Here is a 25,450-nt window from a genome sequence, read left to right on the forward strand (position 1 = left end):
CGCCGCTGGCCGCGCCGCAAGCAGGGGATTTCGAGACGGAGTAAGTTTCTCCTCCGTCATTGCGAGGAGCTCGCGACAAAATTGCGTAGCAATTTTGCGCTGATGCGACGAAGCAATCCAGACTGTCACCACGGATGCAGTCTGGATTGCTTCGCGGAGCCTGTCATCGGGTCGCGCGCCGCGCGGACCCGTTGGCTCGCAATGACGGAGTTTGCGGCGATCACCCCTTCAACGCCCCCATCAGCTTCGCCGCGTGTTTTTGCAGCACCTTGTCGTCTTCCTTGCGGCTCGCCGGCGGCAGCATAGCGACACCGTCGTGGCGCGGCATCACGTGCATGTGCAGGTGAAACACCACCTGTCCGCCGGCGGGCTCGTTGAATTGCTGCACGGTGATGCCGTCCGCGTCGAACGCCTTCATTGCGGCGGCCGCGATCTTGTGCGCGCCGCGGGCGACATGGGCGTAGTCGTCGGGCTTGATGTCCAGAATGTTGCGGGCAGGGGCCTTCGGGATCACCAGCGTGTGACCGGGCACGCGCGGCATAATGTCGAGGAAGGCGAAGACGTGCTCGTCCTCGTACACTTTGTAGCAGGGCAGTTCGCCGCGCAGGATTTTTGCGAAGATGTTGTTGCTGTCGTAGGCGGTCATGGCGGCGGCTCCTCGAACGATTTCCGCTTACTGTCACCAGCGGTGGCGAGGCGTCAAGGCGCCTCGTCGGCCCCTTTGCGGAACGGGCCGAGCTCGGCAAGCTCTCGTCCCGCTTCCGCAACATAGGCGCGCTCGCGCTTGAGGTAATCGTCGATGGCGCGGCGCAGGCCGGGATCGGCAATGAAGTGCGCGGAATGCGTGGTGCGCGGCAGGTAGCCGCGCGCGATCTTGTGCTCGCCCTGCGCGCCGGCTTCGACGTGCTTCAGGCCGTGCTTGATCGCGAAATCGATCGCCTGGTAGTAGCAGACCTCGAAATGCAGGAACGGGTGATGCTCGACCGCGCCCCAGTTGCGGCCGAACAGCGTGTCCGAACCGATGAAGTTGATCGCGCCCGCAATCCAGCGATTGTTGCGGCGGGCCAATACCAGCAGCACGTCCTCGCTCATGGTCTCGCCGATCAGTGAGAAGAACTCGCGCGTCAGATACGGCCGTCCCCATTTGCGCGAGCCGGTCTCCATGTAGAATGCGAAGAAGGCGTCCCAGGCATCCTCCGTGATGTCCTTGCCGGTGAGCCAGTGGATTGTGATGCCGGCCGCGAGCGCATCGCGCCGCTCGCGTTTGATCGATTTGCGATGGCGCGAGTTCAGCGTCGCCAGGAAATCGTCGAAGCTCGCAAAGCCCTCATTGTGCCAGTGGAACTGCTGGTCGGTGCGCTGGAGGAAGCCGTGCTCGGCGAGCAGCTTCCATTCGTCCTCTCGCGCGAACGTGACGTGGACGGAAGAGGCCTTGCTGACGCCGCACAGCGCAATGAGGCCACTCGCCAGCGCCTCCCTGATCCGTGCGCGGTCGACGCCGTCGCGCACCAGCAGCCGCGGTCCTGTCGCCGGCGTGAAGGGAACCGAAACCTGGAGCTTCGGGTAGTAGTGCCCGCCGGCGCGCTCATAGGCATCGGCCCAACCGCGGTCGAAGACGTATTCGCCTTGGCTGTGCGATTTCAGGTAGCAGGGCGCGACTCCGGCGACGAGGCCATCGAGCTTGGCCACGAGGTGCCGCGGCGCCCAGCCAGTCCGGATCGTGGCCGAACCCGATTTCTCGGTGGCCGACAGAAATGCGTGCGAGACGAACGGGTTGTAGGCAGGTTTTAAGATGCCGAGGGAATTTTTTGGAAGAGCGGATGAGGTTCCGTTGCCAACCTCGTTGCACCGTCCACCGGGATTGGCACAGGCGTCCCAATCCTCCGGTGACACGGCGTCAATCGAAGGTACGGCCTCGAGCGTGATTTCGGATGATACCATCGTGCCCAAGATCGTGCATTGCAGCAGCGACTTCAAGGGGCGGGAAGGCAGGGTGGGAGGAGGTCTGGCGGCCTCCACCGCCGTCATTGCGAGGAGCCCTTGCGACGAAGCAATCCAGAGTCTCTCCGTGGAGGGATCCTGGATTGCTTCGCTGCGCTCGCAATGACGCGGAGGGTGGGGTCCCTACGGCACGAACCCCTCGAAGATCATCTGGTCCGCATAGCGCCCGACCCGGCTGCGCTGCTCCGGCGTGCGGACGGTCCAGCCGAGCAGGGCGCAGCCGAAGACATTGCGGGCGATCCAGGGGGCGGGGGCCGGGAGGTGGTCGACCTTGAAGGCGACGAAATGCGGTCGGGTCTGCAAGCCGTGGCGCAGGTACAGCATGCTGTCGCGCTGCTCTTGGGTGAGCTTGGCCCAGTACTCGTCCTCGTAGCTCCGCTGCGCGACGATGCCGCGGGGGCGGTTGGGCAACAGCTCACGCAGCCCCAGCACCTGGTCGGGATCGAACGACATGCCGACGGCGGGGCCGTCATACGACGCCAGCACCTCGGCCATCCGCTTCACCAGCTTGCGATCGCCACCGAAATGGCTCTTCACCTCGATCACCAGGGGCACACGTCCGGCGACCAGGGCGCAGAGGTCGGCGAGCGACATCATCCGCTCGTCGGTGTCCTTGAACCTGACGGCCTTCAGCTCGGCCGCGGTCTTTGCGATCACCTCGCCGGTGGCCTCGGTGAGCCGGCCCAGGGCATGGTCATGATGGACCATCGCCTCGCCGTCGGCCGAGAGCTGGATATCCACCTCGATCGCGAAATTGCCCGCAATCGCAGCCTGCACCGCGCCCGGCATGTTCTCGACGATGCCGCGCGAAATGTCATGCAGGCCGCGATGGGCGACCGGCCGGGCTGTCAGCCAATCCGGAGCGCGCATTTGGCGTCAGGCGACCTCGAACACGCCTTCGACCTCGACCGCCGCGTCCGCAGGCAGCGAGGCGACACCGACGGTGGTGCGGGCGTGGCGGCCCTTGTCACCGAAGGCGGCGACCATCAGGTCGGAAGCGCCGTTGAGCACCTTCGGCCCGTCCAGGAAATCCGGGGCCGAGTTGATGAAGCCGCCGAGGCGCACCACGCGTACGACCTTGTCGAGATCGCCGAGCGCCGCCTTGACCTGGGCCAGCAGGTTGACCGCGCAGCCGCGCGCGGCTGCGGCGCCGTCCTCGATCGAGACGCCGGCGCCCAGCTTGCCCTTGGCAATCAGCTTGCCGGCGGGGTCGAAGCAGACCTGGCCGGAGACGAACAGGAGGTTGCCGGTGCGCACGAAGGGCACGTAGTTGGCGACGGGGGTCGGGGCCTCGTGCAGCTTGATGCCTTGCTCCGCCAGTTTCTGCTCGACCGTACCCGCCATGTCCACCTCATTGTCCAAAATCCTTCGCTCCGGCGCGTCGCCTGGATGGCCGGGCGGGCCCTGTTTCGCCCATCGTGCCGCCACATGCAAGCAACCGGAGAGGCTGCATCTTGTTGAGGCAGGCCAGCAGGTTCACATGGAGGGGCAATTTACGTTTACGGCCTCAGTTGCGGCGCAATGGAACGGTCATTAAAATGTCGAATCTGCGCTTTCCTCAGGGAACAGACATGGTGCACCTTTTCCGGACTTCGCTCGGTGTGATGGCGCTCGCCGCGGCCAGTGTCGGCCTTGGCGGCGTAGCCCAGGCTGCCAACGGTCCGTTTCTCGCGCACCAGGCGCTCTATGATCTCCGCCTCGTCAAATCACGCACCAATTCGGTTAATAGCGCCCGCGGCCGGATCCTCTACAATTTCACCGGGAACGCTTGCGAGGGCTATACCTCGGAATTCCGCCAGGTCTCCGAGCTCGACAGCGGCGAGGGCAAGGTCACGCTCAGCGACCTCCGCTCCAATTCCTGGGAGGATGCCGCGGGCAAGAGCTACCGTTTCAAGATCGAGACCCGCATGAACGAGGCGGATGCCGGCCGCGTCGACGGCTCGGCCGAGCGCGACGGCGACCACATCAACGTCAAGCTGAAGCTGCCGGCGCCGAAGACGTTCACGCTCGACGGCAAGATCGTGTTCCCGACCGAGCAGATCCAGCGCATCATTGCCGCCGCGAAGGAAGGCAAATCGCTGCTCGAGCTCTCCGTCTATGACGGCTCCGATGACGGCCAGAAGGTCTACAACACGCTGACCGTGATCGGCCAGCCGATCCCCGCCGACCGTGCCACCTCGTCCGATCCGTCGACCGCGGACGAGCACATGAAGTCGCTCAAGCGCTGGCCCGTCACCGTCAGCTATTTCGACCGCGACGCCCAGCAGAAAGAGGGCGAGCAGACGCCGGTCTATGCGATGGCGTTCGAGCTCTATGAGAACGGCGTCTCGCGCCAGCTCGTGCTCGACTACAACGATTTCGTCATCTCCGGCGCCATGGGCAAGTTCGACGTCAAGGACAGCAAGCCCTGTAATTGAGGCTATGCTCTCTCCTCGCGAGCAGCGCCGTAGGGTGGGCAAAGCGGAGCGTGTCCACGCATTCTCTCGATAATCATTGATAGACGGTGGGCACGGCGCAAGTGCGCCTTTGCCCACCCTACGAGATCTCTCTTCGCAGCGTTGCTCCTCGCCATGACGGACTAGCTCTCGTCACACTCTCCAGCTACGCTCCCTCCCAACCACAAACTCGGGGAGCCAGCCCATGCCGAAGCTCGACCATCTCCGCCCCAGCGGCCTGCATCACAATCCCGCCTATTCCCACGTCGTCACCGCGGCGGGTGCGCGCACGATTTACATTTCTGGCCAGGTCTCGACTGACGAGGAGGGGCGGATCGTCGGGGAGGGCGATATCGCCGCGCAGACGACGCAGGTGATGCAGAATCTCGGCCTCGCGCTCAAGGCGGCCGGTGCGAGCTATTCCAACATCGTCAAGATCACGACCTTCGTGGTGAACTACAAGCCGGAGCTGCGGCCCATCATCGGCAAGGCCCGCTCCGCCTTTTTCGAGGGCATGGAGCCGCCGGCCTCGACGCTCGTCGGCGTCTCCGCGCTCGCCGCGCCGGAATGGCTGATCGAGATCGAGGCGGTGGCGGTTGCGGATTGAACGGGCTACGAGTGCTTCGCTCCGGACATTTCCCGTAGGACAGCCATCGCTTCATCGGCCCGGTCGACAGGCACGAAGAGGTGGTCGTGATGAAAGGCGGACACCGCATTCACACTGATGCCGGCCTCGGCGAGGCGCGCCGTGATCGCTGCCAGAAAGCCCACTGCATCCAGCGCGGAGTGAACCGTGAGCGTGATCAGGCGCGCCGGAAAATCGTGGCGTAGTCCGGCACGCTCGGCCTCCTCGTGTCTTATGATTAGGGTTGTTCCTTCGCGTTCGCGGAAGGTCAGCATCGGGCTGATCGTGGCTGGAATGCTCACGCCTGGCGCAAGCGTGCAGAACACGAAGGTGCCGTTCACCAGCTCCGGCTTCATGTCTTTCAAGAGCGCGTTGAGATCGCGTTCGCCGGTCACGGTGCGAGCCTCCGGCCGAGGAGGGCTGTCTGCGCCGTTGCGAGGCTATCGACGCCAGCGGCCATGTCCAACATACCTTTGTATATCTCCTCTAATCCTTCTCATGCGCTGGGCTTACGCTGGTACAATTGAGCGACGGCGGGAGATTCTTACAATTTGAGTCCACTCGGGTCACTGTCACTGCGAGGAAGCTCAAATGAACGTTGTCATTCGAAAGCTCAACGGCTTGTGGCACCTCATCATCGGGTCCTGTCAGATCCGAACTCCGTTCCTGGAGACTCAGGATCGGGAGTTGGTCGTTCAGTATGCCAGACGCGTCTATCCGGGTGCACGGATCTTTGAACGCGACTGAGGAGAGCAGGACTAGATCACTCCTGCGCCTTCTCCGGGCCCTCATAGGCGATGCCGCGGATCACCGCGGCGCTGCCGAACTTCTTGCGCAGGCTATCGACCGCGCGCTCGGCGTGGGCGGCGCGGCGGTCGAGCATGTCGGTGTCGTCGATCGCGGAGCCCTCGCGCAGCGCGCTGACGCCAGCGCCCATCAGGCGGAAGGCGGTGCCGTCGATCTCCTTGGCCAGCATCTCGCGACAGATCGAGAAGATCTTTGCGGCGAGCTGCGTCGGGGCGGCGATCGATTGCGAGCGCGTGCGCTGGCGGAAATCGGCGGTCTTCAGCTTCAACGTCACGGTGGACCCGGCGAGCTCGCTGCTCTTCAGCCGCGACGACGTCTTCTCGCAGAGCCGCCAGAGGATCTTCTCCAGCGTCGCGAAGTCGCGGATGTCGGTCTCGAACGTGGTCTCGCTTGAAATGGTCTTGGCGCCACGGTCAGGCTCGACGCGGCGGTCGTCGATGCCGCGGGCGAGCCGCCACAGCCTACGGCCGTCGCTCGGAAACTGCCGTATCGTCTCGATCTCGTCGGCCTTCTGCAGGTCGGCGATGATGCGAAAGCCGCGCTGCACCAGGCGCTCCTGTGTAGCGGGGCCGACGCCGAAGATGAAGCCGACCGGCTTCTCCGCCAGCATCGCGCGCGCTTCCTCCTGGTCGAGCGCGGCGAAGCCTCTGGGCTTGTCGAGGTCGGAGGCGATCTTGGCCAGGAACTTGTTGCAGGACAGGCCGACCGAGACGGTGATGCCGATGTCGCGCTCGACATCGCGGGCAAAGCGCGCCAGCACCTTGGCGGGGATCATGCCGTGCACCCGCTCGGTGCCGGAGAGATCGAGGAAGGCCTCGTCGATCGAGAGCGGCTCGACCAGCGGCGTCAGCGCCTGCATGGCCTGACGGACCTCGCGGCCGACCCGGACGTACTTTGCCATGTCCGGGCGGATCACGGTCGCATGCGGACAGGCTTCCAAAGCCTTGAACATCGGCATCGCCGAGCGCACGCCATAGGTGCGCGCGATGTAACAGGCGGCCGATACCACGCCGCGCTTGCCGCCGCCGATGATGACGGGCTTGTCGGCGATGTCAGGATTGTCGCGCTTCTCGACCGTCGCGTAGAAGGCATCGCAGTCGATATGGGCGATGGTGAGGCCCGCGAGCGAGCGGTGGCGGACGAGGCGGGGGGAACCGCAGGCCGAGCAGCGCCGCACGCTCATGTCGAGGTCGGCCAGACAATCCCGGCAGAAGCAGCGGGGCCCGGCCGGCTCTGGAACGCTCACGGCACGTCGCGCTCCCAAGAGGGGTCGCCGAGCGCATCGCCGAGCACCTGCCGAGCCGCGGCAACGTTGGTCGGATGCAGTTCCGCGGCCTTGGCAAAGGCCTTCACCGTGGCATCGTCCCGCATCACGAAATCGAGCACGCTGAGGAGGAAATTCGGGTCCGCGGCGGCGTTGCGCAGGGTCTCCGGACCGACCCCCGTCTCGGCCAAGAACAGGCCCAGCCGCTCAGGCTCGCCCGCGACGAAGGACAGGGCCTGAATCGCAACGATTTCAGCGACTTCGCGGGGGTTGTGAACAGGCTTTTTCACGGGGACGGTTTGCCTTTCCGTTAACTTTCGGTCTCTAATTTGGAATCATCATGCCCGAGTCTCGTGCTCGAGTCTTCCGGCCCCGACAAGCAACTGGAAACCACATCGCAGAAAGTGGGCCGTCGGGTTTAACGAAACTCAAGCGAATCTGAGGCTAGTTTGAATCCAGTTTTCGAAACGCCGGGAAGCGGCGTCTGAGGCGTCACATGTACCGGTCCTTCGGACCAACAGGAGGGCGGGATGGCTAAGACCGTCCTGATCGTGGAAGACAACGAGCTCAACATGAAGCTCTTCCGCGACCTGTTGGAGGCACACGGGTACCAGACCTCCGGCACCAGCAACGGCTACGAGGCGCTCGACCTCGTGCGCAAGATGCGGCCCGACCTCGTGCTGATGGACATCCAGCTGCCGCAGGTCTCCGGCCTCGAGGTGACGCGCTGGATCAAGGACGATCCGGAGCTGCGTGCCATTCCCGTCGTCGCGGTCACGGCGTTCGCGATGAAGGGCGACGAAGAGCGCATCCGCGAGGGCGGCTGCGAAGCCTATTTGTCCAAGCCGATCTCGGTCGGCAAATTCATTGAGACGGTCCGGCGTTTTATCGGATAGGAAGTGAGTTCACAGTGTCCGCGCGTATCCTGGTCGTCGACGACGTCCCCGCCAACGTCAAGCTGTTAGAGGCCCGCCTCTCCGCCGAATATTTCGACGTGATGACCGCCGCGAACGGCGCCGAGGCGCTCACGATCTCGAGGCGTGCCGAATGCGACATCATCCTGCTCGACGTGATGATGCCCGACATGGACGGCTTCGAGGTCTGCCGCCGCCTCAAGACCGATCCGGCCACGCATCACATTCCCGTCGTGATGGTCACGGCGCTCGATAGCCCCGCCGACCGCAACCGCGGGCTCGAGGCCGGTGCCGACGACTTCCTGACCAAGCCCGTCTCCGACGTCGTGCTGATCGCGCGCGTGCGCTCGCTGACGCGGCTGAAGATGATGACGGATGAGCTGCGCATGCGCGCCATCACCTCGCTCGAGATCGGCATGCAGGCGCCCGAGCGCAGTGCGATCGCCGACACCGGCAAGGGCGGCCGCATCCTCCTGGTCGACGACCGCCAGTCCTCCTTTGAGCGGCTGGCGACCATCCTCGCCGCCGAGCACACCATCGATGTCGAGCCGAACCCCACGGAGGCGCTGTTCCACGCCGCCGAGGGCGATTACGACCTCCTGATCGTCTCGCTCGACCTCAACAATTTCGACGGCCTGCGCCTGTGCAGCCAGGCGCGCTCGCTGGAGCGCACGCGGCACGTGCCGATCCTGGCCATCGCCGACCCCGAGAACTCGACGCGGCTGCTCCGCGGCCTTGAGATCGGCGTCAACGACTACCTGCTGCGCCCGATCGACAAGACCGAGCTGCTGGCGCGCGCCCGCACCCAGATCCGCCGCCGCCGCTACACCGATCATTTGCGCGACAACGTGCAGAACTCGATCGAGATGGCGATCACCGACGCGCTCACCGGCCTGCACAACCGCCGCTACATGGAGAGCCATCTGGCGACGCTGGCCGAGCAGGCCTCAACCCGCGGCAAGCCGCTGGCGCTGATGATCCTGGACATCGACTATTTCAAGTCGATCAACGACAATTACGGCCACGATGCGGGCGACGACGTGCTGCGCGAGTTCGCGGTGCGCGTGCGCAAATCGATCCGCGGCATCGATCTCGCCTGCCGCTATGGCGGCGAGGAATTCGTCATCGTGATGCCGGAGACCGATCTCCACGTCGCCGGCATGGTCGCCGAGCGCCTGCGCCGCTCGATCGCGGGCGAGCCCTTCGCGATTCACAAAGGGGCCAAGCGCATCGAGGTCACGATCTCGATTGGCCTCACCACGCTCGAGCGCAAGGGCGAGTCGGTTGCCGACGTCCTCAAGCGCGCCGACACCGCGCTCTACCGCGCCAAGCACGACGGCCGCAACCGCGTGGTGTCGCAGGCGGCGTGAGGCCGCTCGCACAAAAATGCGAAAACAACCCCATGCACAGTAGCCGGCGCGTGCCGGATCAATGGGTTAGGCGGGTAGATCGTTAGCTTGCGTGGGCGACGGCGTCATTTGACCCGTCGGGCAAAACAGGAGCATATTGGTAGGGTCGCGAAATGGTCCTGACGAGTAGTCAGGCGTCCGCGCATCCTCCACAAATGACCCTGTCACTCCCGCGAAAGCGGGGAATCCAGTACGCCGCAGCTTCTCAGTTCTAGCCTCACTGTCTCTGGATATTGAATCACCCGCTTTCGCGGGTGATGACAGCGAGCGATACGACGACACCGTTAATCTGGCGGGCGCTTGCGGTGCTTCTCCGCGAGCTTCGCATCGCCACCCACATCCACCCCCGCATTCCTTAGCAGCACCTTCGCCGCTTCCTTCGCGGCCCTTGCCATCGCGGGATCGTCACGCACCAAGTCCTGCGCGATGGAGCCGTCGACCAGGAGCACGAGCTGGGTTGCGAGAGCCTCCGCATTCGCAACGCCGAGCTCGTTCAGGCGGTCGCGAAACCAGAGGCGGCGGCTTTCCTTGAAGGCGATTGCGATCTTCTTCACTGCGCGGTCGGCGGGGCCAAGCTCGGCGACCGCGTTGACGAACGGGCAGCCGCGAAAGTCCTTGGCTGCAAAGCGTCGCTCCAGCGAATCGAAGGTGGCGAGGATCTGCTCGGCGGGCGGCTTGTCGGAGGGGCGTGCGCTGACGAAGCGGCGCTCGAGATAGGCCGCGATCAGCGCATCCTTGGACGGGAAGTGGTTGTAGAGCGTGCGCTTACTGATGCCGACCTCGGCCGCGATGGTGTCGACGCCGATGGCGCGAATGCCCTGCAGATAGAACAGCTTGTCGGCGGTCTGCAGGATCCGCTCTTTCATCGTCTGTGGGGCAGGCGGGGGAGCCATGCAGCGGAATGCGTCCTGTTTGCTTGACAGCCGCTTCCATCTATAGCCTAAGTACACAGGTCTGTGTACCTAAAAACATCGGCAAAAGCAGACGACGGCACGCGTGCCGCGCCCAAAAGGGAGAAGAAGAATGCCCCTGCTGCAGGTCCTGCGTCCGACCTTGCCGATCCTGATCGGCGCCTCGATCATGTTGACGCTGAGCATGGGGCTGCGGCAGTCGCTCGGCATCTTCATGCAGCCGTTGACGCACGACATCCACATTTCGATCTCGGATTTCACGCTGGCGTTGGCGGTGCAAAACCTCGCCTGGGGCTTCCTGCAGCCGCCCGCCGGTGCACTCACCGTGCGCTACGGCTTCCGACCGATCATGATCGCCGGCGCGCTGATGTACATTGCGGGCCTCGCGCTGATGGCAACGGCGAATGGACTTGTCAGCATCATGATCGGCGCCGGCGTGCTGATCGGGACCTCGCTCGCCTGCACCGCGGCGGCGATCGCGATGTCGGTGGCGGCGCGTGCGGTGCCGGAGACGGTGCGCTCGACCGTGCTCGGCATCGTCTCCGGCGCGGGCTCGCTCGGCGCGCTGCTGTCGGCGCCGATCGGGCAGATGCTCAACGAGGGTTTTGGCTGGCGCATCGGGCTCGCCGGCTTCGTCATCATGTCGGCGCTGATGATTCCCGCGGCGTGGTATGCCGGCCGCGTCGACAAGATCCCGCTGCCGAAGCCGGCCGCCGATGACATCGGTGACGCCTCGGCGGCAATTGCGGCGAGAACCGCGTTCGGCAATGCGTCCTTCGTGGTGATGACCTGCGCCTATCTCGTCTGCGGCATGCAGCTCGTGTTTCTCACCACGCACCTGCCATCGTATCTCGCGATCTGCGGCCTCGATCCGATGCTGAGCGCGCAGACGCTCGGCATGATCGGCGGCTTCAACGTGCTGGGCTCGCTGTTCTTCGGCTGGGCCGGCCAGCGCTGGAACAAGCTGGCCCTCTTGGGCGCAATCTACATCCTGCGCTCGCTGGCGCTCGCCTGGTACTTCATGCTGCCGGCGAGCCCGTTCTCGACGCTGCTGTTCGGCGCGATCATGGGCTTTTTGTGGATGGGCGTCGGCCCGCTGGTCGCGGGCGCGGTCGCCGAGATGTTCGGCCTGCGCTGGCAGGCGATGATCCAGGGCCTCGCCTTCATGAGCCACCAGATCGGCAGCTTCCTCGGCGCCTACGGAGGCGGGCTGCTCTACGACGCGCTAGGCTCCTACACCATGGCCTGGCGCATCGGCGTCGCGCTCGGCCTTGCCGGCGGCATCGTGCAGGTCGCGTTCGCGCTGATCAAGCCGTCGCAGCCGCCGGCGCCGGTGCTGAAGGCGGCCTAGCCCCTGACGATCGCTGCCTGACGTTCCCCTTCCGCAACCGCGTCTATCGGAGACGCGGGCTGCGGCCTGGAGGGGACGGCCGTTGCACATAAGGGTTTTCCAGGCACATCGCCGACAGACCCGCAGCGCTCGCTCTACACTCGTCCAAAGAACGATACTGGCACGAAATGTAGGTGCCGCCGCCCCATTCCCATTTCTGAAGGCAAACCGGAGAGTTGCCGCCGAACCGCTGCGCTGTAGCGGGATTCGGCGCGGACGTGGCGATCAGGACGGAGAACAGGCAGCCAAGCGCGCGCATCGTGATCAGCGCGGCCGCTGCGGATACGGAGCCGGCTGCTTGAACCTCACGCGCGGATTCACATCGCAATAGGTATTCCATCGCCCGGATGACGAGGCCAGGCACTGTTCTCGAGTCGAATACATGCAGTCTCCGGAAGCCCCGAGCCCTCCGCCAAAGACGCACCACGGATAGTCACGCTCGGCCTTCGCTGCGGAAGAAAATCCGAGGGCCATGACGACGATGAGCAGGGTGATGCGCATGCGATTCTCCCATCATCTCAGCTGAGTGGCAACGCAAGAGGTTCGCTCTTGAAAGATAGCCGCTTGATGATCGTGGCTCAACAATTATGGCTCAAGCGGGTTCCTGTCTCGCGCCCGAGTGTCGCAGGAAGGCGCTCGCGGAGACGGTGCGGATTTGCCTCGCTGCGCTAAGCAGCGCAGCGTCTGGTAGCTTGCCCAGGGCATGTGAACAGGCCATGTGAGCAGGGACACGCGAGCCGAAACGACAACGGGGCCCGCAAGGGCCCCGCGAAAATCCTTAGCGCTACGCCGCGATCTTACTTGATCTTGGCTTCGCGGAATTCGACGTGCTTGCGCGCGACCGGGTCGTACTTCTTCTTGACCAGCTTGTCGGTCATGGTGCGCGAATTCTTCTTGGCGACGTAGTAGAAGCCGGTGTCGGCCGAGGACACGAGCTTGACCTTGATGGTGACCGCTTTGGCCATGTTCTGAACCTCAGAATATCAGGAGAATATCAGGGGAATCTGGAGCCGGCCAAACGGCCCGCGTTGGCCGGCAACCTAGCCAGAAACGGCGGGAAGTCAAGGTTTCAGAGGGCGGAAACCGCTCAAATCGGGCCCATTAGGCCGCGAAGAACCGGTTTTTCGGCCGCGGCAGGCCCAGATTCTCCCTCAAGGTGGGCCCTTCATACTCTTTGCGGAAAATCCCGCGCTTCTGCAGCTCCGGGACCACCTTGTCCACGAAATCGTCGAGGCCGGCGGGTAGGAACGGGAACATGATGTTGAAGCCGTCGGAGCCGCGCCCGACCAGCCACTCCTCCATCTGGTCGGCGATGGTCTTGGCCGTGCCGACGAAGGACAGGCCGCCATAGCCGCCGACGCGCTGGGCGAGCTGGCGCACGGTGAGCTTCTCGCGGGCGGCGAGATCGACCAGGCGCTGTCGGCCGCTCTTGCTGGCATTGGTGTCGGGGATTTCGGGAAGCGGCCCATCGGGATCGAAGCCGGAGGCATCGGTGCCGAGGATGACGGAGAGCGAGGCAATGGCGCTGTCGTAGTGCACGCGGCTGTCGAGCGAAGCGCGCTTCTCCTTGGCCTCCTCGATGCTGTCGCCCACGACGACGAAGGCACCGGGGAGGATCTTCAGGTGCTCAGGGTCGCGGCCGATCTTCTCCATGCGGCCCTTGATGTCGGCGTAGAGCTTCTGTCCGTCGGCGAGGCTGCCGCCGCCGGTGAACACGGCTTCCGCGGTTTCGGCCGCGAGCTGCTTGCCGTCTTCGGAGGCGCCGGCCTGCACGATCAGGGGCCAGCCCTGCACGGGGCGGGCAATGTTGAGTGGGCCGCGCACCTTGAAGTATTTGCCCTTGTGGTCGAGCACATGCATCTTGGCGGGATCGAAGAACAGGCCGCTCTCGACGTCGCGCACGAAGGCATCGTCGGCGAAGGAATCCCACAGGCCGGTGACGACGTCGTAGAACTCGCGGGCGCGCTTGTAGCGCTCGGCGTGTTCCATGTGGTCGTCGAGTCCGAAATTCAGCGCCGCGTCTGGATTGGAGGTGGTGACGATGTTCCAGCCGGCGCGGCCGCCGCTGAGATGGTCGAGCGAGGCGAAGCGGCGCGCGACGTGATAGGGCTCGTCGAACGTAGTCGAGCCCGTCGCGATCAGGCCGATGCGCTCGGTCACGGCCGACAAAGCCGACAGCAGGGTGAACGGCTCGAAGGATGTCACCGTGTGGCTGCGCTTGAGTGCGTTGATCGGCATGTTCAGCACGGCGAGGTGATCGGCCATGAAGAAAGCGTCGAACTTGCCGGCCTCGAGCTTTCGGATCAGCGTCTTGATATGGCTGAAATTGAAATTTGCGTCAGGCCAGGCCCCGGGATAGCGCCAGGCGCCGGTGTGGATGCTGATCGGGCGCATGAACGCGCCAAGCTTGAGTTGCCGTTGTGCCATCGCCCGGTGTCCTTCTTCATTGTCGTTCGGGAAGACATAGGTGCGGGCGGGAACTCCGCCATTGGGGGAGGCGGGAAGAATTTTTTGTTTTTTGCAGCTCTCTCAGCACGTCATTCCGGGCGCGCCACTTGGCGCGAGCTACGATGCGCAATTGCGCACCTCAGAATCCATTGGGCCGCAGAGACTGCCGAGGGATGGATTCCGGGCTCGCGCTACGCGCGCCCCGGAATGACGGAGGAGAGAGGTTTGGGCGCCCACGACAACGGCGAATAGCGACCTAGCTCAAAACATCCTTCTGCATCTTGCCGCCGTAGAAGTGGAAGAACGGCACCGGCGCGTCGTGGCGGAGCGGGCCGGTGGCAAGGCGGGTGTCGAGCTCGTTGAGCACGTTGCGCGTCATCGGATGCAGGTCGGCGAGCGGCTTCGAGCCGAGCTCGACCCAGACCAGCTCGACCAGCTCGGCATCGGCATGGATCACGCCCTCGACGCGGTGGGTGATCGCGGAGGCATCGGCGGTGAAGAAACGCGTGTCGAAGCGCTTGACGCGGCCGGGCGGGGTGATAGCGCGGGCGATCAGAAACAGGCTGGAGGGGTCGGGCAGCAGGCCTGCATCCGCGAACGGCTTCCAGGGGCCTTCCAGCTTCGGCACCTTGCCTTCGGCCTTGCGGCCGAGGCAGAGGCCGGTCTCCTCGCAGGCCTCGCGGATGGCGGCAATAGCGAGCGATTTCGCGCGCGAGGCCGGCGTCTTCGGGCTGCCCTTGGCGAGATTGGCTTCGAGCTCGGCGGTGATTGGCGCTGCAACGGGCACGCGATAATCGGCCTTGTCGACGCGCCCGCCCGGGAAGACGAATTTTCCCGGCATGAACACCACCTTGTCGTGGCGCTTGCCGACCAGCACTTTCGGAACGGTGCCGCTGCGGTCGACCAGGATCAGCGTCGCCGCATCCTTCGGGCGGAAGTAAGGATGATGGTCGGCTTCCTTCTCCTCGTGAACTTTTGTCTTCTCCTCGGCCTGCGAAATATCGGTCATGTCCTCACCCGAACTGTTCTCTTATTTGCTTACACAGGCGGAATACCATCGGGAGGGTTGTCGTCAAACCCGTGCATGCGCAGAGCCCATTGCAAGCCGACCACAGCTCCCTTCACAGGCTGCAACAGCGCGAGCGAGGCGACGAAGGTGAAGGGCAGATAGGCCGCGAAGCTGAGCCAGACCGGGGTCGAATAATTGGTCTCGATCCAGAGGATGGCCGGCACCACGATGTGGCCGACGATGACGATGACGAGATAGGCGGGCAGATCGTCGGCGCGGTGCGGGGTGAAGTCGAGGCCGCATTTGCCGCAATGATCGGCGGTCTTCAGGAAGGCGCGGAACAGCTTGCCTTCGCCGCAGCGCGGGCAGCGGCCGCGGAAGCCGCGCTTCATGGCCGTCATGACATCGCGCTTCTCGACGAGGCCGCTCTCGCGCGTCCAGATCTTCGGGGCCATCCGCATCGTCACCACGCCTTGCCCTTCTTGCCCTTGTTCTTTCCTTTCGCCTTCTTCCCCTTGCCGGGCTTTTGCTTCTCCGGCTTGCGTTTTCTCTCCGGACTGCGCCCCGGATGCGCCTTGGACGATTTGCGCTGCGGACGGAGCGGCCTGCGCTCGCGCGGGCCGCTGTCGCTCTCCGACGCCAGCAGCTCGAAGCGCAGGGCGCCCGCAATCGGAGCGGCCTCGATCAGGCGGACGTCGACGACATTGCCCAGCTGGTACATGGTGCCGCTGCGTGTGCCGACGAGGGCATGGCGGCCCTCGTCATAGTTGAAATATTCCGTGCCGAGGGACCGGATCGGGATCAGCCCGTCAGCGCCGGTCTCGGAGAGCTTCACGAACAGGCCGGCGCGGGTGACGCCGGAGACACGGCCCTGGAAGCTGGCACCGATGCGGTCGGCGAGGTGATGGGCGATCAGGCGATCGACCGTCTCGCGCTCCGCCTTCATCGCGCGCCGCTCGGTCAGCGAGATATGCGCGGCCACTTCGCTTAAGCTTTCCGGCGTCTCGCTATCGGGCAGGGCGCCTTCGCCGAGGCCGAGCGCACGCACCAGCGCGCGGTGCACGACGAGGTCGGCATAGCGGCGGATCGGCGAGGTGAAATGCGCATAGCGGCGCAGGTTCAGGCCAAAGTGACCGTAATTCTCTGAGGAATATTCGGCCTGCGCCTGCGCGCGCAGCACCACCTCGCTGACCAGCGGGTAATAGTCGTGGCCTTCGAGCTGAGCCAGCACGCGGTTGAACGTGGTGGGGCGCAGCGCGCCCGACTTGGCGAAGGGAACGTCCAGCGTTTCCAGGAATTCTGCGAGCGCGTGAACCTTCTCCAAGGTCGGCTCGTCATGCACGCGGTAGATCAGCGGCAGAGATTTTTTCTCCAATGTCTCCGCCGCGGCGACGTTGGCGAGGATCATGAACTCCTCGATGAGCTTGTGCGCATCGAGACGCTCGGGCACCACGACGCGGTCCACGGTGCCGTCGCTCTTCAAGAGGATCTTGCGCTCGGGCAGGTCGAGATTGAGCGGATCGCGCTCGTCGCGCGCGCGCTTGGCGCAGCCATAGGCGGCATAGAGCGGCCTCAGGATTGGCTCGAGCAGGGGGCCGGTGGTGTCATCGGGCCGTCCGTCGATCGCGGCCTGCGCCTGCGCATAAGCGAGCTTGGCCGCCGAGCGCATCAGGATCCGATGAAAACTGTGCGAGCGCTTGCGGCCGTCGGGGCCGAGCACCATGCGCACTGCCAGCGCGCCGCGCGGCTCGCCCGGGACCAGCGAGCAGAGATTGTTGGAGATGCGCTCGGGCAGCATCGGCACGACGCGGTCGGGGAAATAGACCGAGTTGCCGCGGTCGAGCGCGTCGCGGTCGAGCGCCGTGCCCGGCCGCACGTAGAAGCTGACATCGGCGATCGCGACGTTGACGATGAAGCCGCCCTTGTTGTTGGGATCCGGATCGGGTTCGGCATGCACGGCGTCGTCGTGATCCTTGGCGTCGGGCGGATCGATGGTGACGAGCGGGACGTCGCGCCAGTCCTCGCGGCCCTTCAGATTGGCCGGCTCCGCCGCTTCCGCCTCGCGCTCGGCGGCGGAGGAGAACTGCAACGGAATGTCGTGAGCGTAGATCGCGATCAGGCTGATCGCCTTCTCGGTCTTGACCGAGCCGAGCTTCTCCTTGACCCGGCCGGAGGCGAGGCCAAAGCCGCGGGTGCGGACGATGTCGACGCTGACGAGGTCGCCGTCCTGTGCGCCCTGCGTGTCGGTCTTCGCGATGTTGAGCTCGCGGTCGGCGAACTTCTTGTCGACCGGGACGAGCCGTCCGCCGCCCTCGGGAAGCGCGCGGAACACGCCGAGGATGCGGCTCTTGGCCTTGTCGATGACCTTGATGATGCGGCCGCGATAGGCGGGACCTTCGTCGTCATCGCTGCGCTCGACGCGCAGCAGCGCGCGGTCGCCGATGCCGGCGGCGGTGCCGGGCTTGGGCCGGCGCGGCATCTCGATGAGAATTTTCGGCGGCTCGCCGTTCTCGACCTCGTCCCATTCGGCGGGGGAGGCGATCAGCTCGCCATCGTTGTCGCGGCCGGTGATGTCGGCCAGCAGCGTCGGCGGCAGCGCGTCCGGCTCGGAGACCTTGTGGCGTTTCTTCTTGATGATGCCGTCGTCGGCGAGCTCGCGCAGCATGCGCCTGAGCTCGGCGCGATCGGCGTTCTTCAGGCCGAACTCGCGTGCAATATCGCGAGTCCCGACCTTTCCCGGATTTGCCTTGATGAAGGCGACGATGGCTTGCCTGTCGGGAAAGCCACGGTCTTTCTTTGGTTTCACTTAACCTCTAATTCTTGATCTCAGGTCTTGCCGGCACTCTTCTTGGCCGGAGCCTTGGTGGCGGTTGCCTTGGTCGGCGACGTCTTTGCGGTCGACGGCACGGCGGCGCGCGCCTTGCTGGTGGATTCGGATTTGGATTTGGCCGCGGCTTTCTTCGCAGCCGGCTTCTTCGGCTTCGGTGCGGCGTCCTCGCCGTCCGCTGCCTTCTTGGTCTTGGCCGGCTTTGCCGCCTTCTTGGCCTTGCCGCCGCCCTTTGCGCCGCCTTTGGCCGCGCGCTCGTCGATCAGCGCGATCGCCTGTGGCAGCGTGATGGTGTCCTTCTCGAACTCGGCGGGGATGGTCGCGTTGACGCCGCCCGCGGTGACATAGGCGCCGTAACGGCCGCTCTTCACGGTGACGGTGCCGAGGCTCGGATGATCGCCCAGCGCCTTGCCGGGATCGGCGCCGAAGCGGCGGCTCGGGCCCTTGGCGACCTTTTCCGCGATCAGCGTCACCGCGCGATTGAGGCCGATGTCGAACACCTCGTCGCCGGCCTCTAAGCTCGCATAGGTCTTCTCGTGCTTGACGAACGGCCCAAAGCGGCCGAGGCCGGCGGTGATCGGTTGGCCGGTCTCCGGATGCTTGCCGATCTCACGCGGCAGCGACAGCAGTTTCAGCGCGAGCTCGAGATCGACATCGGCGGGCGAGGTGCCCTTCGGAATACCGGCGCGCTTGGGCTTTTCGCCTTCCTCGTAATCCTTCTGCTCGCCGAGCTGGATATAGGGGCCGAAGCGGCCGGCCTTGACCCAGACATCGCGACCTGTGTCGGGATCCTGGCCGAGCGAACGGTCGGCAGTCGTCTCGCCGTCGGCGGCGAGCTGACGGGTGTAGCGGCATTCCGGATAGTTCGAGCAGCCGACGAAGGCGCCGAACTTGCCGGCCTTGAGATTGAGGCGCCCGGTGCCGCAGTTCGGGCACTGGCGGACGTCGCCGCCATCGGCGCGCGGCGGATAGATGTGCGGCCCCAGCATCTCGTCGAGCACGTCGAGCACCTGCGCGACGCGCAGATCCTTGATGTCGTCGACGGCGCCGATGAAGTCGCGCCAGAAATCCTTCAGCACCTGCTGCCAGGAGATCTCGTTGTTGGAGATGCGGTCGAGCTGCTCCTCCAGCGCGGCGGTGAAGTCGTATTCGACATAGCGGCTGAAGAAGCTTTCCAGGAACGCGATCACGACGCGGCCCTTGTCCTCGCCGTGCAGGCGCTTCTTCTCCAGCTTGACGTAGCCGCGGTCCTTCAGGACCTGCAGGATCGAAGCATAGGTCGAGGGCCGGCCGATGCCGAGCTCTTCCATGCGCTTGACCAGCGAAGCCTCGGAGAAGCGCGGCGGCGGCTCGGTGAAATGTTGGGTGACGGACAGGCTCTGCCGCTTCACGGCCTCGCCCTGGCTCATCGCGGGCAGGCGGCGGGAATCCTCGTCCTCCTCGTCGTCGCGGCCTTCCTGGTAGAGCGCGAGGAAGCCGTCGAACTTGACGACCTGGCCGGTGGCGCGCAGCTCCAGCGTGCGGGAGCCGGCCTTCGCCGTGATGTCGACGGTGGTGCGCTCGAGCTCGGCGGATTCCATCTGGCTCGCGATGGTGCGCTTCCAGATCAATTCATACAGCTTCGCCTGATCGGCATCGAGCTTGCGGCTCATGCTGTCGGGGCGGCGGGAGAGGTCGGTCGGGCGGATCGCTTCGTGCGCTTCCTGGGCGTTCTTGGCCTTGGCCTGGTACTGGCGCGGCGCGTCCGGCACGTAGGCGTTGCCGTAATCCTCGCCGATCACCTTGCGCGCCTGGGTGATCGCCTCGGGGGCGATCTGCACGCCGTCGGTCCGCATATAGGTAATGAGTCCGGTGGTCTCGCCGCCGATGTCGATGCCTTCATAGAGGCGCTGGGCGATGCGCATCGTGTGCGCCGGCGCAAATCCGTATTTGCGGCTGGCTTCCTGCTGCAGCGTCGAGGTGGTGAAGGGCGCCTGCGGATTGCGCCGGGCCGGCTTGGCATCGACCGCGGTGACCGCGTAAGTCGCCAGTTCCAGCGCCTTCTTGAAGTCTTCGGCTTCCGCGCCCGTGCCGATATCGAGGCGCTGGATCTTCTTGCCGTCGGCGCCGACGAGGCGTGCCTCGAAGGCATCGCCCCGCGGGGTGAGCAGGGTCGCGATCAGCGACCAATATTCGCGCGGCACGAACTTCTCGATCTCGAGCTCGCGGTCGCAGACGAGGCGCAGCGCCACCGACTGCACGCGGCCGGCCGAGCGGGCGCCCGGGAGCTTGCGCCACAGCACGGGGGAGAGGGTGAAGCCGACGAGGTAGTCGAGGGCGCGGCGCGCCATATAGGCGTCGACCAGTGCGCCGTCGATCTCGCGCGGGTTCTTCATCGCCTCCGAGACGGCCTGCTTGGTGATGGCGTTGAACACCACGCGCTCGATCTTCTGATCCTTCAGCGCGCGCTTCTCCTTCATCACCTCCAGCACGTGCCAGGAGATGGCTTCGCCCTCGCGATCGGGGTCGGTCGCGAGAATTAGGCGCTCGGCGCCCTTCAGCGACTTCGCGATCTCGTTGAGCCGGCCGGCCGCCTTGGGGTCGACCTCCCAGATCATCTTGAAATTGGCGTCGGGATCGACGGAACCGTTCTTCGCCGGGAGATCGCGGACATGACCGAACGAGGCCAGAACCTCATAGGACGAGCCCAAATACTTGTTGATCGTCTTGGCTTTCGCCGGCGACTCCACGATGACGATATTCATGTAGTTCCAGTAACTTACGGGAAAATCTTGGGCCGAAAGCGAAAGGATTCGGGTCGGCCGTTTCGACCCGAACATGGGTGGTGAGCGGGCCCCTGTCAAATCGTGGGGTGTTGAAAGCAGCTACAATGGGAAAAGTTTCATATCGAAAAAGTTGCAAATTACCACCTTTGAGTTGCGGTTGATGTGGGCGTAATGTCCTGTCGGGGCATGGATTCGGGTGGGGTTCTGGTGACCAAGCCAGGAAAGAAACGGGCGCGCGCCGGATCCGGCGTGCGGGTGGGCTCGCGTCAGGAGGAAGCGGGGGAGGGCGGCGCGGACGAAGCCGTGGCCTTCATCGCCGAGCAGACCGGCGCCTTACGCAAGCTGGCCGAGCGCCACAAGCTCGACGTGCTGCATTATCTCTTAGGCATGACGCAGCTCGAGGCGGACGAGCATCTGCGGCTGCGGACCAAGCGCAAGCTGTCGTGAGAGAGTGGGGCAGTTGGATCCGCTGCTCTAACCCCGTCATTGCGAGCGCAGCGAAGCAATCCAGAGTCTTGCCGCAGAGGCAGTCTGGATTGCTTCGCTGCGCTCGCAATGACGGCGGAGTACCACTTGGGACGATCACGCCGACTTGCGTCGCGGCATCGGCCGCGGCTTTAGCGTGGTGTCGGCCGGGCTGAGCAGCCGCCCGTCCTCGGCGCGCATTTCGAGCTTCTTCACCGGACGGCCCTTCGCGCGGTCGACCAGGATGGTCGCAATCTCCTCAGGGCGGTCGTCGAATTCCTCGCTCCATTGCCGCAGCGCGACCAGGATCGGGAAAGTGCCGCGGCCCTTCGGCGTCAGCACATATTCCTGATAGGCGCTGCCGTCGGAGGCGGGGGCGGTTTCGAGAATGCCGTGGTCGACCAGCGATCGCAGCCGCGCCGCCAGGATGTTCTTGGCCATGCCTAGCTTGTGCTGAAACTCGCCGAAGCGGCGGACGCCGAACAGCGCCTCGCGGATGATCAAGAGCGACCACCAGTCGCCGAGCGCCTCCAGCGATCGCGCGATCGGGCACGCATCGCCGGCAAAGCTCGTTCGTTTCACCATCGTCGTCCAACCTGTCGCGGTCTGCCGATCACGCGCTTGTGTGGTTGCATCATAAAACCAAAGGGCCTAGATGGCAACTTGGTTTTATCATGCAACTACTGGAGGCGAGCGTGAGACTGAAGGACAAGACGGCCCTGATCACCGGCGGCAATAGCGGCATCGGCCTCGCAACGGCCAAACTGTTCGTAGCCGAGGGCGCCAAGATGGTGATCACCGGGCGCAACAAGGAGACGCTGGCGGCGGCTGCGAAGGAGCTCGGGCCGAACGCGCTCGCCCTGCCAGCGGACGCGACGGATATCGCGGCGACGGAAGCTGCGATCAAGCGGGGCGCGGAAAAGTTCGGCAAGTTCGACATCGTGTTCGCCAACGCCGGCATCGCCGGCGGCACGCCGCTGGGATCGGCGACACCAGAGGTGTTCGAAAAGGTGATCAGCACCAACCTGACCGGCGTGTTCTTCACCGTTCAATCCGCATTGCCCCATCTCAACGACAATGCCTCGATCATCCTCAACGGCTCGGTGATCTCGGTGCTCGGCATTCCCGGCTACTCGGCGTATGGCGCGGCGAAGGCCGGCGTGCGGGCGATGGCGCGGATCATGGCTTCAGAACTGTCGCCGCGCGGAATCCGCGTCAACGTGGTGGCGCCGGGTGCGATCCGCACCCCGATCTGGGGGCCGGCAACGGCGACGCCGGAAGCCGAGAAGGCGTTCGAAAAGCGGATCGGGCTGATGACGCCGCTCGGCCGGCTCGGTGAAACGGATCACGTTGCGAAGACGGTGCTGTTCCTCGCCTCCGATGATTCCGCGCATGTGCAGGGCCAGGAAATTTTCGTCGACGGCGGCGCGGTGGCCTCGCCGAGTGGCGCGCCGATCTATCGCGGCTAACACATCAAGCGAACCTGCTCGGGCGCAACATTCGCGTTGCGCCCGACGCGTTGGCCGTGGCCAGGGCTAAAGCGCGATGCGATTGGGATGAATCGTCATCGCGCTTTAGGTTATTGTTTGAGCATGATCTTTTCGGAAAACCGCTCCGCACTTTTCCGGATCATGCTCTAGGCCGCGCGCAGGCTGGTTGCCGACTGGAGCGCGCCAGCGATCGCCTTCTCGCGGTGCTCCGGCCCGACCTGGATGCCGTCGGCGGGGATGAATTCGAGGTTGGTGATCCCGATAAAGCCGAACACCCAACGCAGATAGGTTTCGAGATGCTCGCCGGCTGCGTAGGGCGTCTCGGCGCCATAATAGCCGCCGCGCGAGACCGCCACGATCACGCGCTTGCCGCCGGCGAGCCCCTCCGGACCGGACGCGCCGTACTTGAAAGTCTTCCCCGGCACCAGGATGCGGTCGATCCAGGCCTTGAGCTGGCTCGGAATGGTGAAGTTGTACATGGGCGCACCAATCACGACGATTTCGGCGGCCAGGAACTCCTCCAGCGCTGCGGAGCTTGCGGCAAGGTCTGGTCCAAGCTCCGCCGGCGCGGCGGCACCTTGCGCGGCGGCAAGGTGCGATCCGGAGAGGTGGGCAAGCGGCGTCTCGGTCAGGTCGCGATAGACCACTTGAAGCGAGGGCGTCGCCCGCCGGAGCCGGTCGACGATGGCAGCGGAAACCTGCCGGCTGACGGAGTGAGGGCCGAGCACGCTGGAATCGATGTGGAGGAGTTTCATATGGGGTCACCCTGGTATAAGTTTGTAACCAGCGCTACATGAGTGACTATCGAAATCCCCGCAAGAACGCACTTTTTTGAGCCATGGGCACATCATTGAAACCTGCGAACATCGAAATGCCTGCTCCGCCGCGGCCAAATCCGAGGCCGGATACCAGGCCCATGCCGGATCCCAACCATGCGGACTGCCGTGGGGTCGCCTCCGTGCTGTCCCGCGTCGGCGACAAATGGAGCGTGTTCGTCATCATGATGCTGAGCGACGGGCCAAAGCGCTTCAACGAGCTCAAGCGCATGATCAACGGCATCTCGCAGCGGATGTTGACCCTGACGCTGCGCGGCCTCGAGCGCGACGGCCTCGTTACGCGCACGATCTTTCCGACCATCCCGCCGCGGGTGGACTATGAGCTGACCGAGCTTGGCCACGGGCTGTCGCGGCCCGTCGAGGCGCTCGGCAAATGGGCGAAGGAGCATCTCGATCAGATCGAGGCCGCACGCACCCAGTTCGACCAGCGCAACGACGGTTAGGGCAGATCAAGCTCGGTTGACCGATGTGACCGGCCGTCACTGGAGCAGGTGCGCTTCACCCTCTCCTGGAGGGGGAGGGTCGGCTCACGTCGAGCGCAGCGAAATGTGAGCCGGGGTGGGGTGACAGTCTCTCCGCCGATGCAGTGCCCGAGTGGAGAGATCACCCCGCCCCGCTCGCGCTGCGCGCGATCGACCCTCCCCCTCCAGGGAAGGGTAACAGCACGAACCAGCTCTAAAGCAGCGACACCAATCCGCCGCCGTGACGTTCCAGCTTGCCGGCGAGCTCGAGCTCCAGCAGCACGGTGCGCACGATCGCAGGCGGGGCGCCGGACATCCGCACGAGGTCGTCAATTGAAATCGGGGCCGGGCCGAGCAGGCCGGTGATCTGGTCGCGATCATGGCCTTGCGGATCGCTTTCGAACGGCTCGCTGTCGGGCTCGCCTGCAGGATGCATCAGCGGCCGCTCCATGATCGGCTGAACCGCGTTGACGATGTCGGCGGCTTCGGTGACGAGCGTTGCGCCCTGCTTGATCAGGTCGTTAGTGCCGGCGGCGCGCGGATCGAGCGGCGAGCCCGGGACGGCGAACACCTCGCGGCCCTGTTCGGCCGCCATGCGCGCTGTGATCAGCGAGCCCGAGCGGTGCGCCGCCTCCACCACGACGACGCCGAGCGAAGCGCCCGAGATCAATCGGTTGCGACGGGGAAAGTCGCGGGCGCGCGGCTCGTGGCCGAGCGGCATCTCGGAGATCGCAGCGCCCGAATGGTCGAGGATCGCGGCAAGCAGGTCGCCATGCTCGGGCGGATAGATGCAGTCATGGCCGCCGGCGAGCACGGCGATCGTGCCGCTCTCGAGGCTGGTGCGATGCGCGGCCTGGTCGACGCCGCGGGCGAGCCCAGAGATGACGACGAAGCCGGCTTCGCCGAGCTCGCGCGCGAGCTGGCCCGCGAATTTCAGGCCGGCGCCGGAAGCGTTGCGCGAGCCGACGATCGCGATCATCGGCCGCATCAGGGTCTTGGTGTCGCCGCGCACCGCGAGCAGCGGCGGCGCATCGTCGATCATGGCCAGCCGCGCCGGATAGCCATCCTCGCCGGGCGCGCGCCAGGCGATGCCGAACTTGCGGCTCGCGGCGAGCTCGGCCTTGGCTTCGTCCGCACTGCAGATGTGGCCCGATCGCGCCGCGCCTCCGCGGCGGGCGAGATCAGGCAGCCGCTCCAGCGCGGCGCGCGGGCCGCCGAAATGATCAACCAGCGAGCGGAAGGTGCGCGGCCCGACATTGTCGGAACGGATCAGCCGCAGGCGGTCGATCCGCTCGGCCTCGGTCAGCTCCACGCTTCTGTTGATGGCGTCCACGGCGTCTCCTTGCAGGGACAGCATGGAACAACCAGAGGGCGTTGCGCAACAGGGACGTGC

Annotated in this window: 27 protein-coding genes; 8 read left to right on the top strand and 19 right to left on the bottom strand. The window is 65.0% G+C overall.

Going from position 1 to position 25,450, the window contains the following annotated elements; all coding sequences use genetic code 11:
- Positions 1 to 220: 220 nt before the first annotated feature.
- The 4 genes from HZZ16_RS26555 to HZZ16_RS26570 form a co-directional block, all read right to left on the bottom strand.
- Positions 221 to 646, bottom strand: coding sequence for an HIT family protein (locus HZZ16_RS26555; RefSeq protein WP_197952794.1), 426 nt, complete (start codon positions 644 to 646; stop codon positions 221 to 223).
- A 53-nt stretch (positions 647 to 699) separates the two neighbouring features.
- Positions 700 to 1,941 (bottom strand): GNAT family N-acetyltransferase, encoded by a 1,242-nt coding sequence (locus tag HZZ16_RS26560; RefSeq protein WP_197952795.1) that lies wholly within the window; start codon positions 1,939 to 1,941, stop codon positions 700 to 702.
- A gap of 183 nt (positions 1,942 to 2,124) precedes the next feature.
- Entirely contained in the window at positions 2,125 to 2,871 is a 747-nt protein-coding gene (locus HZZ16_RS26565) for a glycerophosphodiester phosphodiesterase (protein ID WP_197952796.1), read from the bottom strand.
- Between the two features lie 6 nt (positions 2,872 to 2,877).
- Complete coding sequence (locus HZZ16_RS26570) at positions 2,878 to 3,345, bottom strand: RidA family protein (protein WP_014494672.1); 468 nt, start codon at positions 3,343 to 3,345, stop codon at positions 2,878 to 2,880.
- Positions 3,346 to 3,572: 227 nt separating this feature from the next.
- Here HZZ16_RS26570 and HZZ16_RS26575 point away from each other — a divergent pair, with 227 nt between their 5' ends.
- Positions 3,573 to 4,418, top strand: a complete 846-nt coding sequence (locus HZZ16_RS26575; RefSeq protein WP_197952797.1) for a cell envelope integrity EipB family protein — start codon at positions 3,573 to 3,575, stop codon at positions 4,416 to 4,418.
- A gap of 223 nt (positions 4,419 to 4,641) precedes the next feature.
- The gene (locus HZZ16_RS26580) at positions 4,642 to 5,043 is read left to right on the top strand and encodes a RidA family protein (protein WP_197952798.1); all 402 of its coding nucleotides are present in this window, start codon (positions 4,642 to 4,644) and stop codon (positions 5,041 to 5,043) included.
- Positions 5,044 to 5,048: 5 nt separating this feature from the next.
- Here HZZ16_RS26580 and HZZ16_RS26585 read toward each other — a convergent pair whose 3' ends face one another.
- The 3 genes from HZZ16_RS26585 to HZZ16_RS26595 form a co-directional block, all read right to left on the bottom strand.
- On the bottom strand, positions 5,049 to 5,456 hold the full coding sequence (locus HZZ16_RS26585) for an ACT domain-containing protein (protein ID WP_197952799.1): 408 nt from the start codon (positions 5,454 to 5,456) through the stop codon (positions 5,049 to 5,051).
- Positions 5,457 to 5,824: 368 nt separating this feature from the next.
- On the bottom strand, positions 5,825 to 7,114 hold the full coding sequence (locus HZZ16_RS26590; RefSeq protein ID WP_197952800.1) for a DNA polymerase IV: 1,290 nt from the start codon (positions 7,112 to 7,114) through the stop codon (positions 5,825 to 5,827).
- Positions 7,111 to 7,422: a DUF3572 domain-containing protein gene (locus HZZ16_RS26595; RefSeq protein ID WP_036039319.1), complete on the bottom strand. Its 312-nt coding sequence runs from the start codon at positions 7,420 to 7,422 to the stop codon at positions 7,111 to 7,113. Before HZZ16_RS26595 ends, HZZ16_RS26590 begins: the two co-directional genes overlap by 4 nt.
- A 240-nt stretch (positions 7,423 to 7,662) precedes the next feature.
- Here HZZ16_RS26595 and HZZ16_RS26600 point away from each other — a divergent pair, with 240 nt between their 5' ends.
- Both HZZ16_RS26600 and HZZ16_RS26605 read left to right on the top strand, forming a co-directional pair.
- A complete protein-coding gene (locus HZZ16_RS26600) occupies positions 7,663 to 8,028 on the top strand; it encodes a response regulator (protein ID WP_008566616.1) in 366 nt (121 codons plus the stop codon).
- A 14-nt stretch (positions 8,029 to 8,042) separates the two neighbouring features.
- Entirely contained in the window at positions 8,043 to 9,416 is a 1,374-nt protein-coding gene (locus HZZ16_RS26605) for a PleD family two-component system response regulator (RefSeq protein ID WP_197952801.1), read from the top strand.
- Between the two features lie 323 nt (positions 9,417 to 9,739).
- Here HZZ16_RS26605 and HZZ16_RS26610 read toward each other — a convergent pair whose 3' ends face one another.
- On the bottom strand, positions 9,740 to 10,348 hold the full coding sequence (locus tag HZZ16_RS26610; protein WP_197952802.1) for a TetR/AcrR family transcriptional regulator: 609 nt from the start codon (positions 10,346 to 10,348) through the stop codon (positions 9,740 to 9,742).
- Positions 10,349 to 10,478: 130 nt separating this feature from the next.
- On the opposite strand from HZZ16_RS26610, the gene HZZ16_RS26615 reads away from it, so the two are divergent.
- Entirely contained in the window at positions 10,479 to 11,717 is a 1,239-nt protein-coding gene (locus tag HZZ16_RS26615) for an MFS transporter (protein ID WP_197952803.1), read from the top strand.
- 43 nt (positions 11,718 to 11,760) lie between these two features.
- On the opposite strand, the gene HZZ16_RS26620 is transcribed toward HZZ16_RS26615, so the two are convergent.
- The 8 genes from HZZ16_RS26620 to topA form a co-directional block, all read right to left on the bottom strand.
- A complete protein-coding gene (locus tag HZZ16_RS26620; RefSeq protein WP_311974243.1) occupies positions 11,761 to 12,096 on the bottom strand; it encodes a DUF3551 domain-containing protein in 336 nt (111 codons plus the stop codon).
- Positions 12,021 to 12,257 (bottom strand): DUF3551 domain-containing protein, encoded by a 237-nt coding sequence (locus HZZ16_RS26625; protein WP_197952805.1) that lies wholly within the window; start codon positions 12,255 to 12,257, stop codon positions 12,021 to 12,023. The genes HZZ16_RS26620 and HZZ16_RS26625 overlap by 76 nt, the downstream gene beginning before the upstream one ends.
- 296 nt (positions 12,258 to 12,553) lie before the next feature.
- The gene (gene rpmG, locus HZZ16_RS26630; RefSeq protein ID WP_007603295.1) at positions 12,554 to 12,721 is read right to left on the bottom strand and encodes a 50S ribosomal protein L33; all 168 of its coding nucleotides are present in this window, start codon (positions 12,719 to 12,721) and stop codon (positions 12,554 to 12,556) included.
- Positions 12,722 to 12,857: 136 nt separating this feature from the next.
- The gene (locus HZZ16_RS26635) at positions 12,858 to 14,183 is read right to left on the bottom strand and encodes an LLM class flavin-dependent oxidoreductase (protein WP_197952806.1); all 1,326 of its coding nucleotides are present in this window, start codon (positions 14,181 to 14,183) and stop codon (positions 12,858 to 12,860) included.
- Positions 14,184 to 14,460: 277 nt separating this feature from the next.
- Positions 14,461 to 15,213 carry an NUDIX hydrolase gene (locus HZZ16_RS26640; protein ID WP_197952807.1) on the bottom strand — a complete coding sequence of 251 codons (753 nt, stop codon included), beginning with the start codon at positions 15,211 to 15,213 and terminating at the stop codon, positions 14,461 to 14,463.
- A 29-nt stretch (positions 15,214 to 15,242) separates the two neighbouring features.
- Positions 15,243 to 15,674: a DUF983 domain-containing protein gene (locus HZZ16_RS26645; RefSeq protein WP_197952808.1), complete on the bottom strand. Its 432-nt coding sequence runs from the start codon at positions 15,672 to 15,674 to the stop codon at positions 15,243 to 15,245.
- A gap of 2 nt (positions 15,675 to 15,676) precedes the next feature.
- A complete protein-coding gene (gene rnr / locus HZZ16_RS26650) occupies positions 15,677 to 18,019 on the bottom strand; it encodes a ribonuclease R (RefSeq protein WP_197952809.1) in 2,343 nt (780 codons plus the stop codon).
- A 20-nt stretch (positions 18,020 to 18,039) separates the two neighbouring features.
- Entirely contained in the window at positions 18,040 to 20,784 is a 2,745-nt protein-coding gene (gene topA, locus HZZ16_RS26655) for a type I DNA topoisomerase (RefSeq protein ID WP_197952810.1), read from the bottom strand.
- A gap of 228 nt (positions 20,785 to 21,012) precedes the next feature.
- On the opposite strand from topA, the gene HZZ16_RS26660 reads away from it, so the two are divergent.
- A complete protein-coding gene (locus tag HZZ16_RS26660) occupies positions 21,013 to 21,252 on the top strand; it encodes a hypothetical protein (RefSeq protein ID WP_197952811.1) in 240 nt (79 codons plus the stop codon).
- A 135-nt stretch (positions 21,253 to 21,387) separates the two neighbouring features.
- Here HZZ16_RS26660 and HZZ16_RS26665 read toward each other — a convergent pair whose 3' ends face one another.
- Positions 21,388 to 21,855, bottom strand: coding sequence for a winged helix-turn-helix transcriptional regulator (locus HZZ16_RS26665; protein WP_197952812.1), 468 nt, complete (start codon positions 21,853 to 21,855; stop codon positions 21,388 to 21,390).
- 110 nt (positions 21,856 to 21,965) lie between these two features.
- Between HZZ16_RS26665 and HZZ16_RS26670 the strand changes: the two genes are divergently transcribed.
- On the top strand, positions 21,966 to 22,739 hold the full coding sequence (locus HZZ16_RS26670) for an SDR family oxidoreductase (RefSeq protein WP_197952813.1): 774 nt from the start codon (positions 21,966 to 21,968) through the stop codon (positions 22,737 to 22,739).
- Positions 22,740 to 22,906: 167 nt separating this feature from the next.
- On the opposite strand, the gene HZZ16_RS26675 is transcribed toward HZZ16_RS26670, so the two are convergent.
- Positions 22,907 to 23,515 carry an FMN-dependent NADH-azoreductase gene (locus tag HZZ16_RS26675; RefSeq protein WP_197952814.1) on the bottom strand — a complete coding sequence of 203 codons (609 nt, stop codon included), beginning with the start codon at positions 23,513 to 23,515 and terminating at the stop codon, positions 22,907 to 22,909.
- Positions 23,516 to 23,598: 83 nt separating this feature from the next.
- Between HZZ16_RS26675 and HZZ16_RS26680 the strand changes: the two genes are divergently transcribed.
- Positions 23,599 to 24,039 carry a winged helix-turn-helix transcriptional regulator gene (locus HZZ16_RS26680; protein WP_197952815.1) on the top strand — a complete coding sequence of 147 codons (441 nt, stop codon included), beginning with the start codon at positions 23,599 to 23,601 and terminating at the stop codon, positions 24,037 to 24,039.
- 232 nt (positions 24,040 to 24,271) lie between these two features.
- Here the strand turns inward: HZZ16_RS26680 and dprA are convergent, their stop codons facing one another.
- Positions 24,272 to 25,414, bottom strand: coding sequence for a DNA-processing protein DprA (gene dprA, locus HZZ16_RS26685; protein ID WP_197952816.1), 1,143 nt, complete (start codon positions 25,412 to 25,414; stop codon positions 24,272 to 24,274).
- Between the last annotated feature and the right edge of the window lie 36 nt (positions 25,415 to 25,450).

Origin of the sequence: Bradyrhizobium glycinis (genome assembly GCF_016031655.1) — a bacterium.
GTDB lineage: Bacteria > Pseudomonadota > Alphaproteobacteria > Rhizobiales > Xanthobacteraceae > Bradyrhizobium > Bradyrhizobium glycinis.

What these genes read in the sequence shown, in the direction of transcription:
- HZZ16_RS26555 (WP_197952794.1), bottom strand. Translation starts at nt 646, where the DNA reads ATGACCGCCTACGACAGCAACAACATCTTCGCAAAAATCCTGCGCGGC.
- HZZ16_RS26560 (WP_197952795.1), bottom strand. Translation starts at nt 1,941, where the DNA reads ATGGTATCATCCGAAATCACGCTCGAGGCCGTACCTTCGATTGACGCC.
- HZZ16_RS26565 (WP_197952796.1), bottom strand. Translation starts at nt 2,871, where the DNA reads ATGCGCGCTCCGGATTGGCTGACAGCCCGGCCGGTCGCCCATCGCGGC.
- HZZ16_RS26570 (WP_014494672.1), bottom strand. Translation starts at nt 3,345, where the DNA reads ATGGCGGGTACGGTCGAGCAGAAACTGGCGGAGCAAGGCATCAAGCTG.
- HZZ16_RS26575 (WP_197952797.1), top strand. Translation starts at nt 3,573, where the DNA reads ATGGTGCACCTTTTCCGGACTTCGCTCGGTGTGATGGCGCTCGCCGCG.
- HZZ16_RS26580 (WP_197952798.1), top strand. Translation starts at nt 4,642, where the DNA reads ATGCCGAAGCTCGACCATCTCCGCCCCAGCGGCCTGCATCACAATCCC.
- HZZ16_RS26600 (WP_008566616.1), top strand. Translation starts at nt 7,663, where the DNA reads ATGGCTAAGACCGTCCTGATCGTGGAAGACAACGAGCTCAACATGAAG.
- HZZ16_RS26610 (WP_197952802.1), bottom strand. Translation starts at nt 10,348, where the DNA reads ATGGCTCCCCCGCCTGCCCCACAGACGATGAAAGAGCGGATCCTGCAG.
- HZZ16_RS26615 (WP_197952803.1), top strand. Translation starts at nt 10,479, where the DNA reads ATGCCCCTGCTGCAGGTCCTGCGTCCGACCTTGCCGATCCTGATCGGC.
- HZZ16_RS26620 (WP_311974243.1), bottom strand. Translation starts at nt 12,096, where the DNA reads ATGGAATACCTATTGCGATGTGAATCCGCGCGTGAGGTTCAAGCAGCC.
- HZZ16_RS26625 (WP_197952805.1), bottom strand. Translation starts at nt 12,257, where the DNA reads ATGCGCATCACCCTGCTCATCGTCGTCATGGCCCTCGGATTTTCTTCC.
- rpmG (WP_007603295.1), bottom strand. Translation starts at nt 12,721, where the DNA reads ATGGCCAAAGCGGTCACCATCAAGGTCAAGCTCGTGTCCTCGGCCGAC.
- HZZ16_RS26635 (WP_197952806.1), bottom strand. Translation starts at nt 14,183, where the DNA reads ATGGCACAACGGCAACTCAAGCTTGGCGCGTTCATGCGCCCGATCAGC.
- HZZ16_RS26640 (WP_197952807.1), bottom strand. Translation starts at nt 15,213, where the DNA reads ATGACCGATATTTCGCAGGCCGAGGAGAAGACAAAAGTTCACGAGGAG.
- HZZ16_RS26645 (WP_197952808.1), bottom strand. Translation starts at nt 15,674, where the DNA reads ATGCGGATGGCCCCGAAGATCTGGACGCGCGAGAGCGGCCTCGTCGAG.
- topA (WP_197952810.1), bottom strand. Translation starts at nt 20,784, where the DNA reads ATGAATATCGTCATCGTGGAGTCGCCGGCGAAAGCCAAGACGATCAAC.
- HZZ16_RS26665 (WP_197952812.1), bottom strand. Translation starts at nt 21,855, where the DNA reads ATGGTGAAACGAACGAGCTTTGCCGGCGATGCGTGCCCGATCGCGCGA.
- HZZ16_RS26675 (WP_197952814.1), bottom strand. Translation starts at nt 23,515, where the DNA reads ATGAAACTCCTCCACATCGATTCCAGCGTGCTCGGCCCTCACTCCGTC.
- HZZ16_RS26680 (WP_197952815.1), top strand. Translation starts at nt 23,599, where the DNA reads ATGGGCACATCATTGAAACCTGCGAACATCGAAATGCCTGCTCCGCCG.
- dprA (WP_197952816.1), bottom strand. Translation starts at nt 25,414, where the DNA reads ATGCTGTCCCTGCAAGGAGACGCCGTGGACGCCATCAACAGAAGCGTG.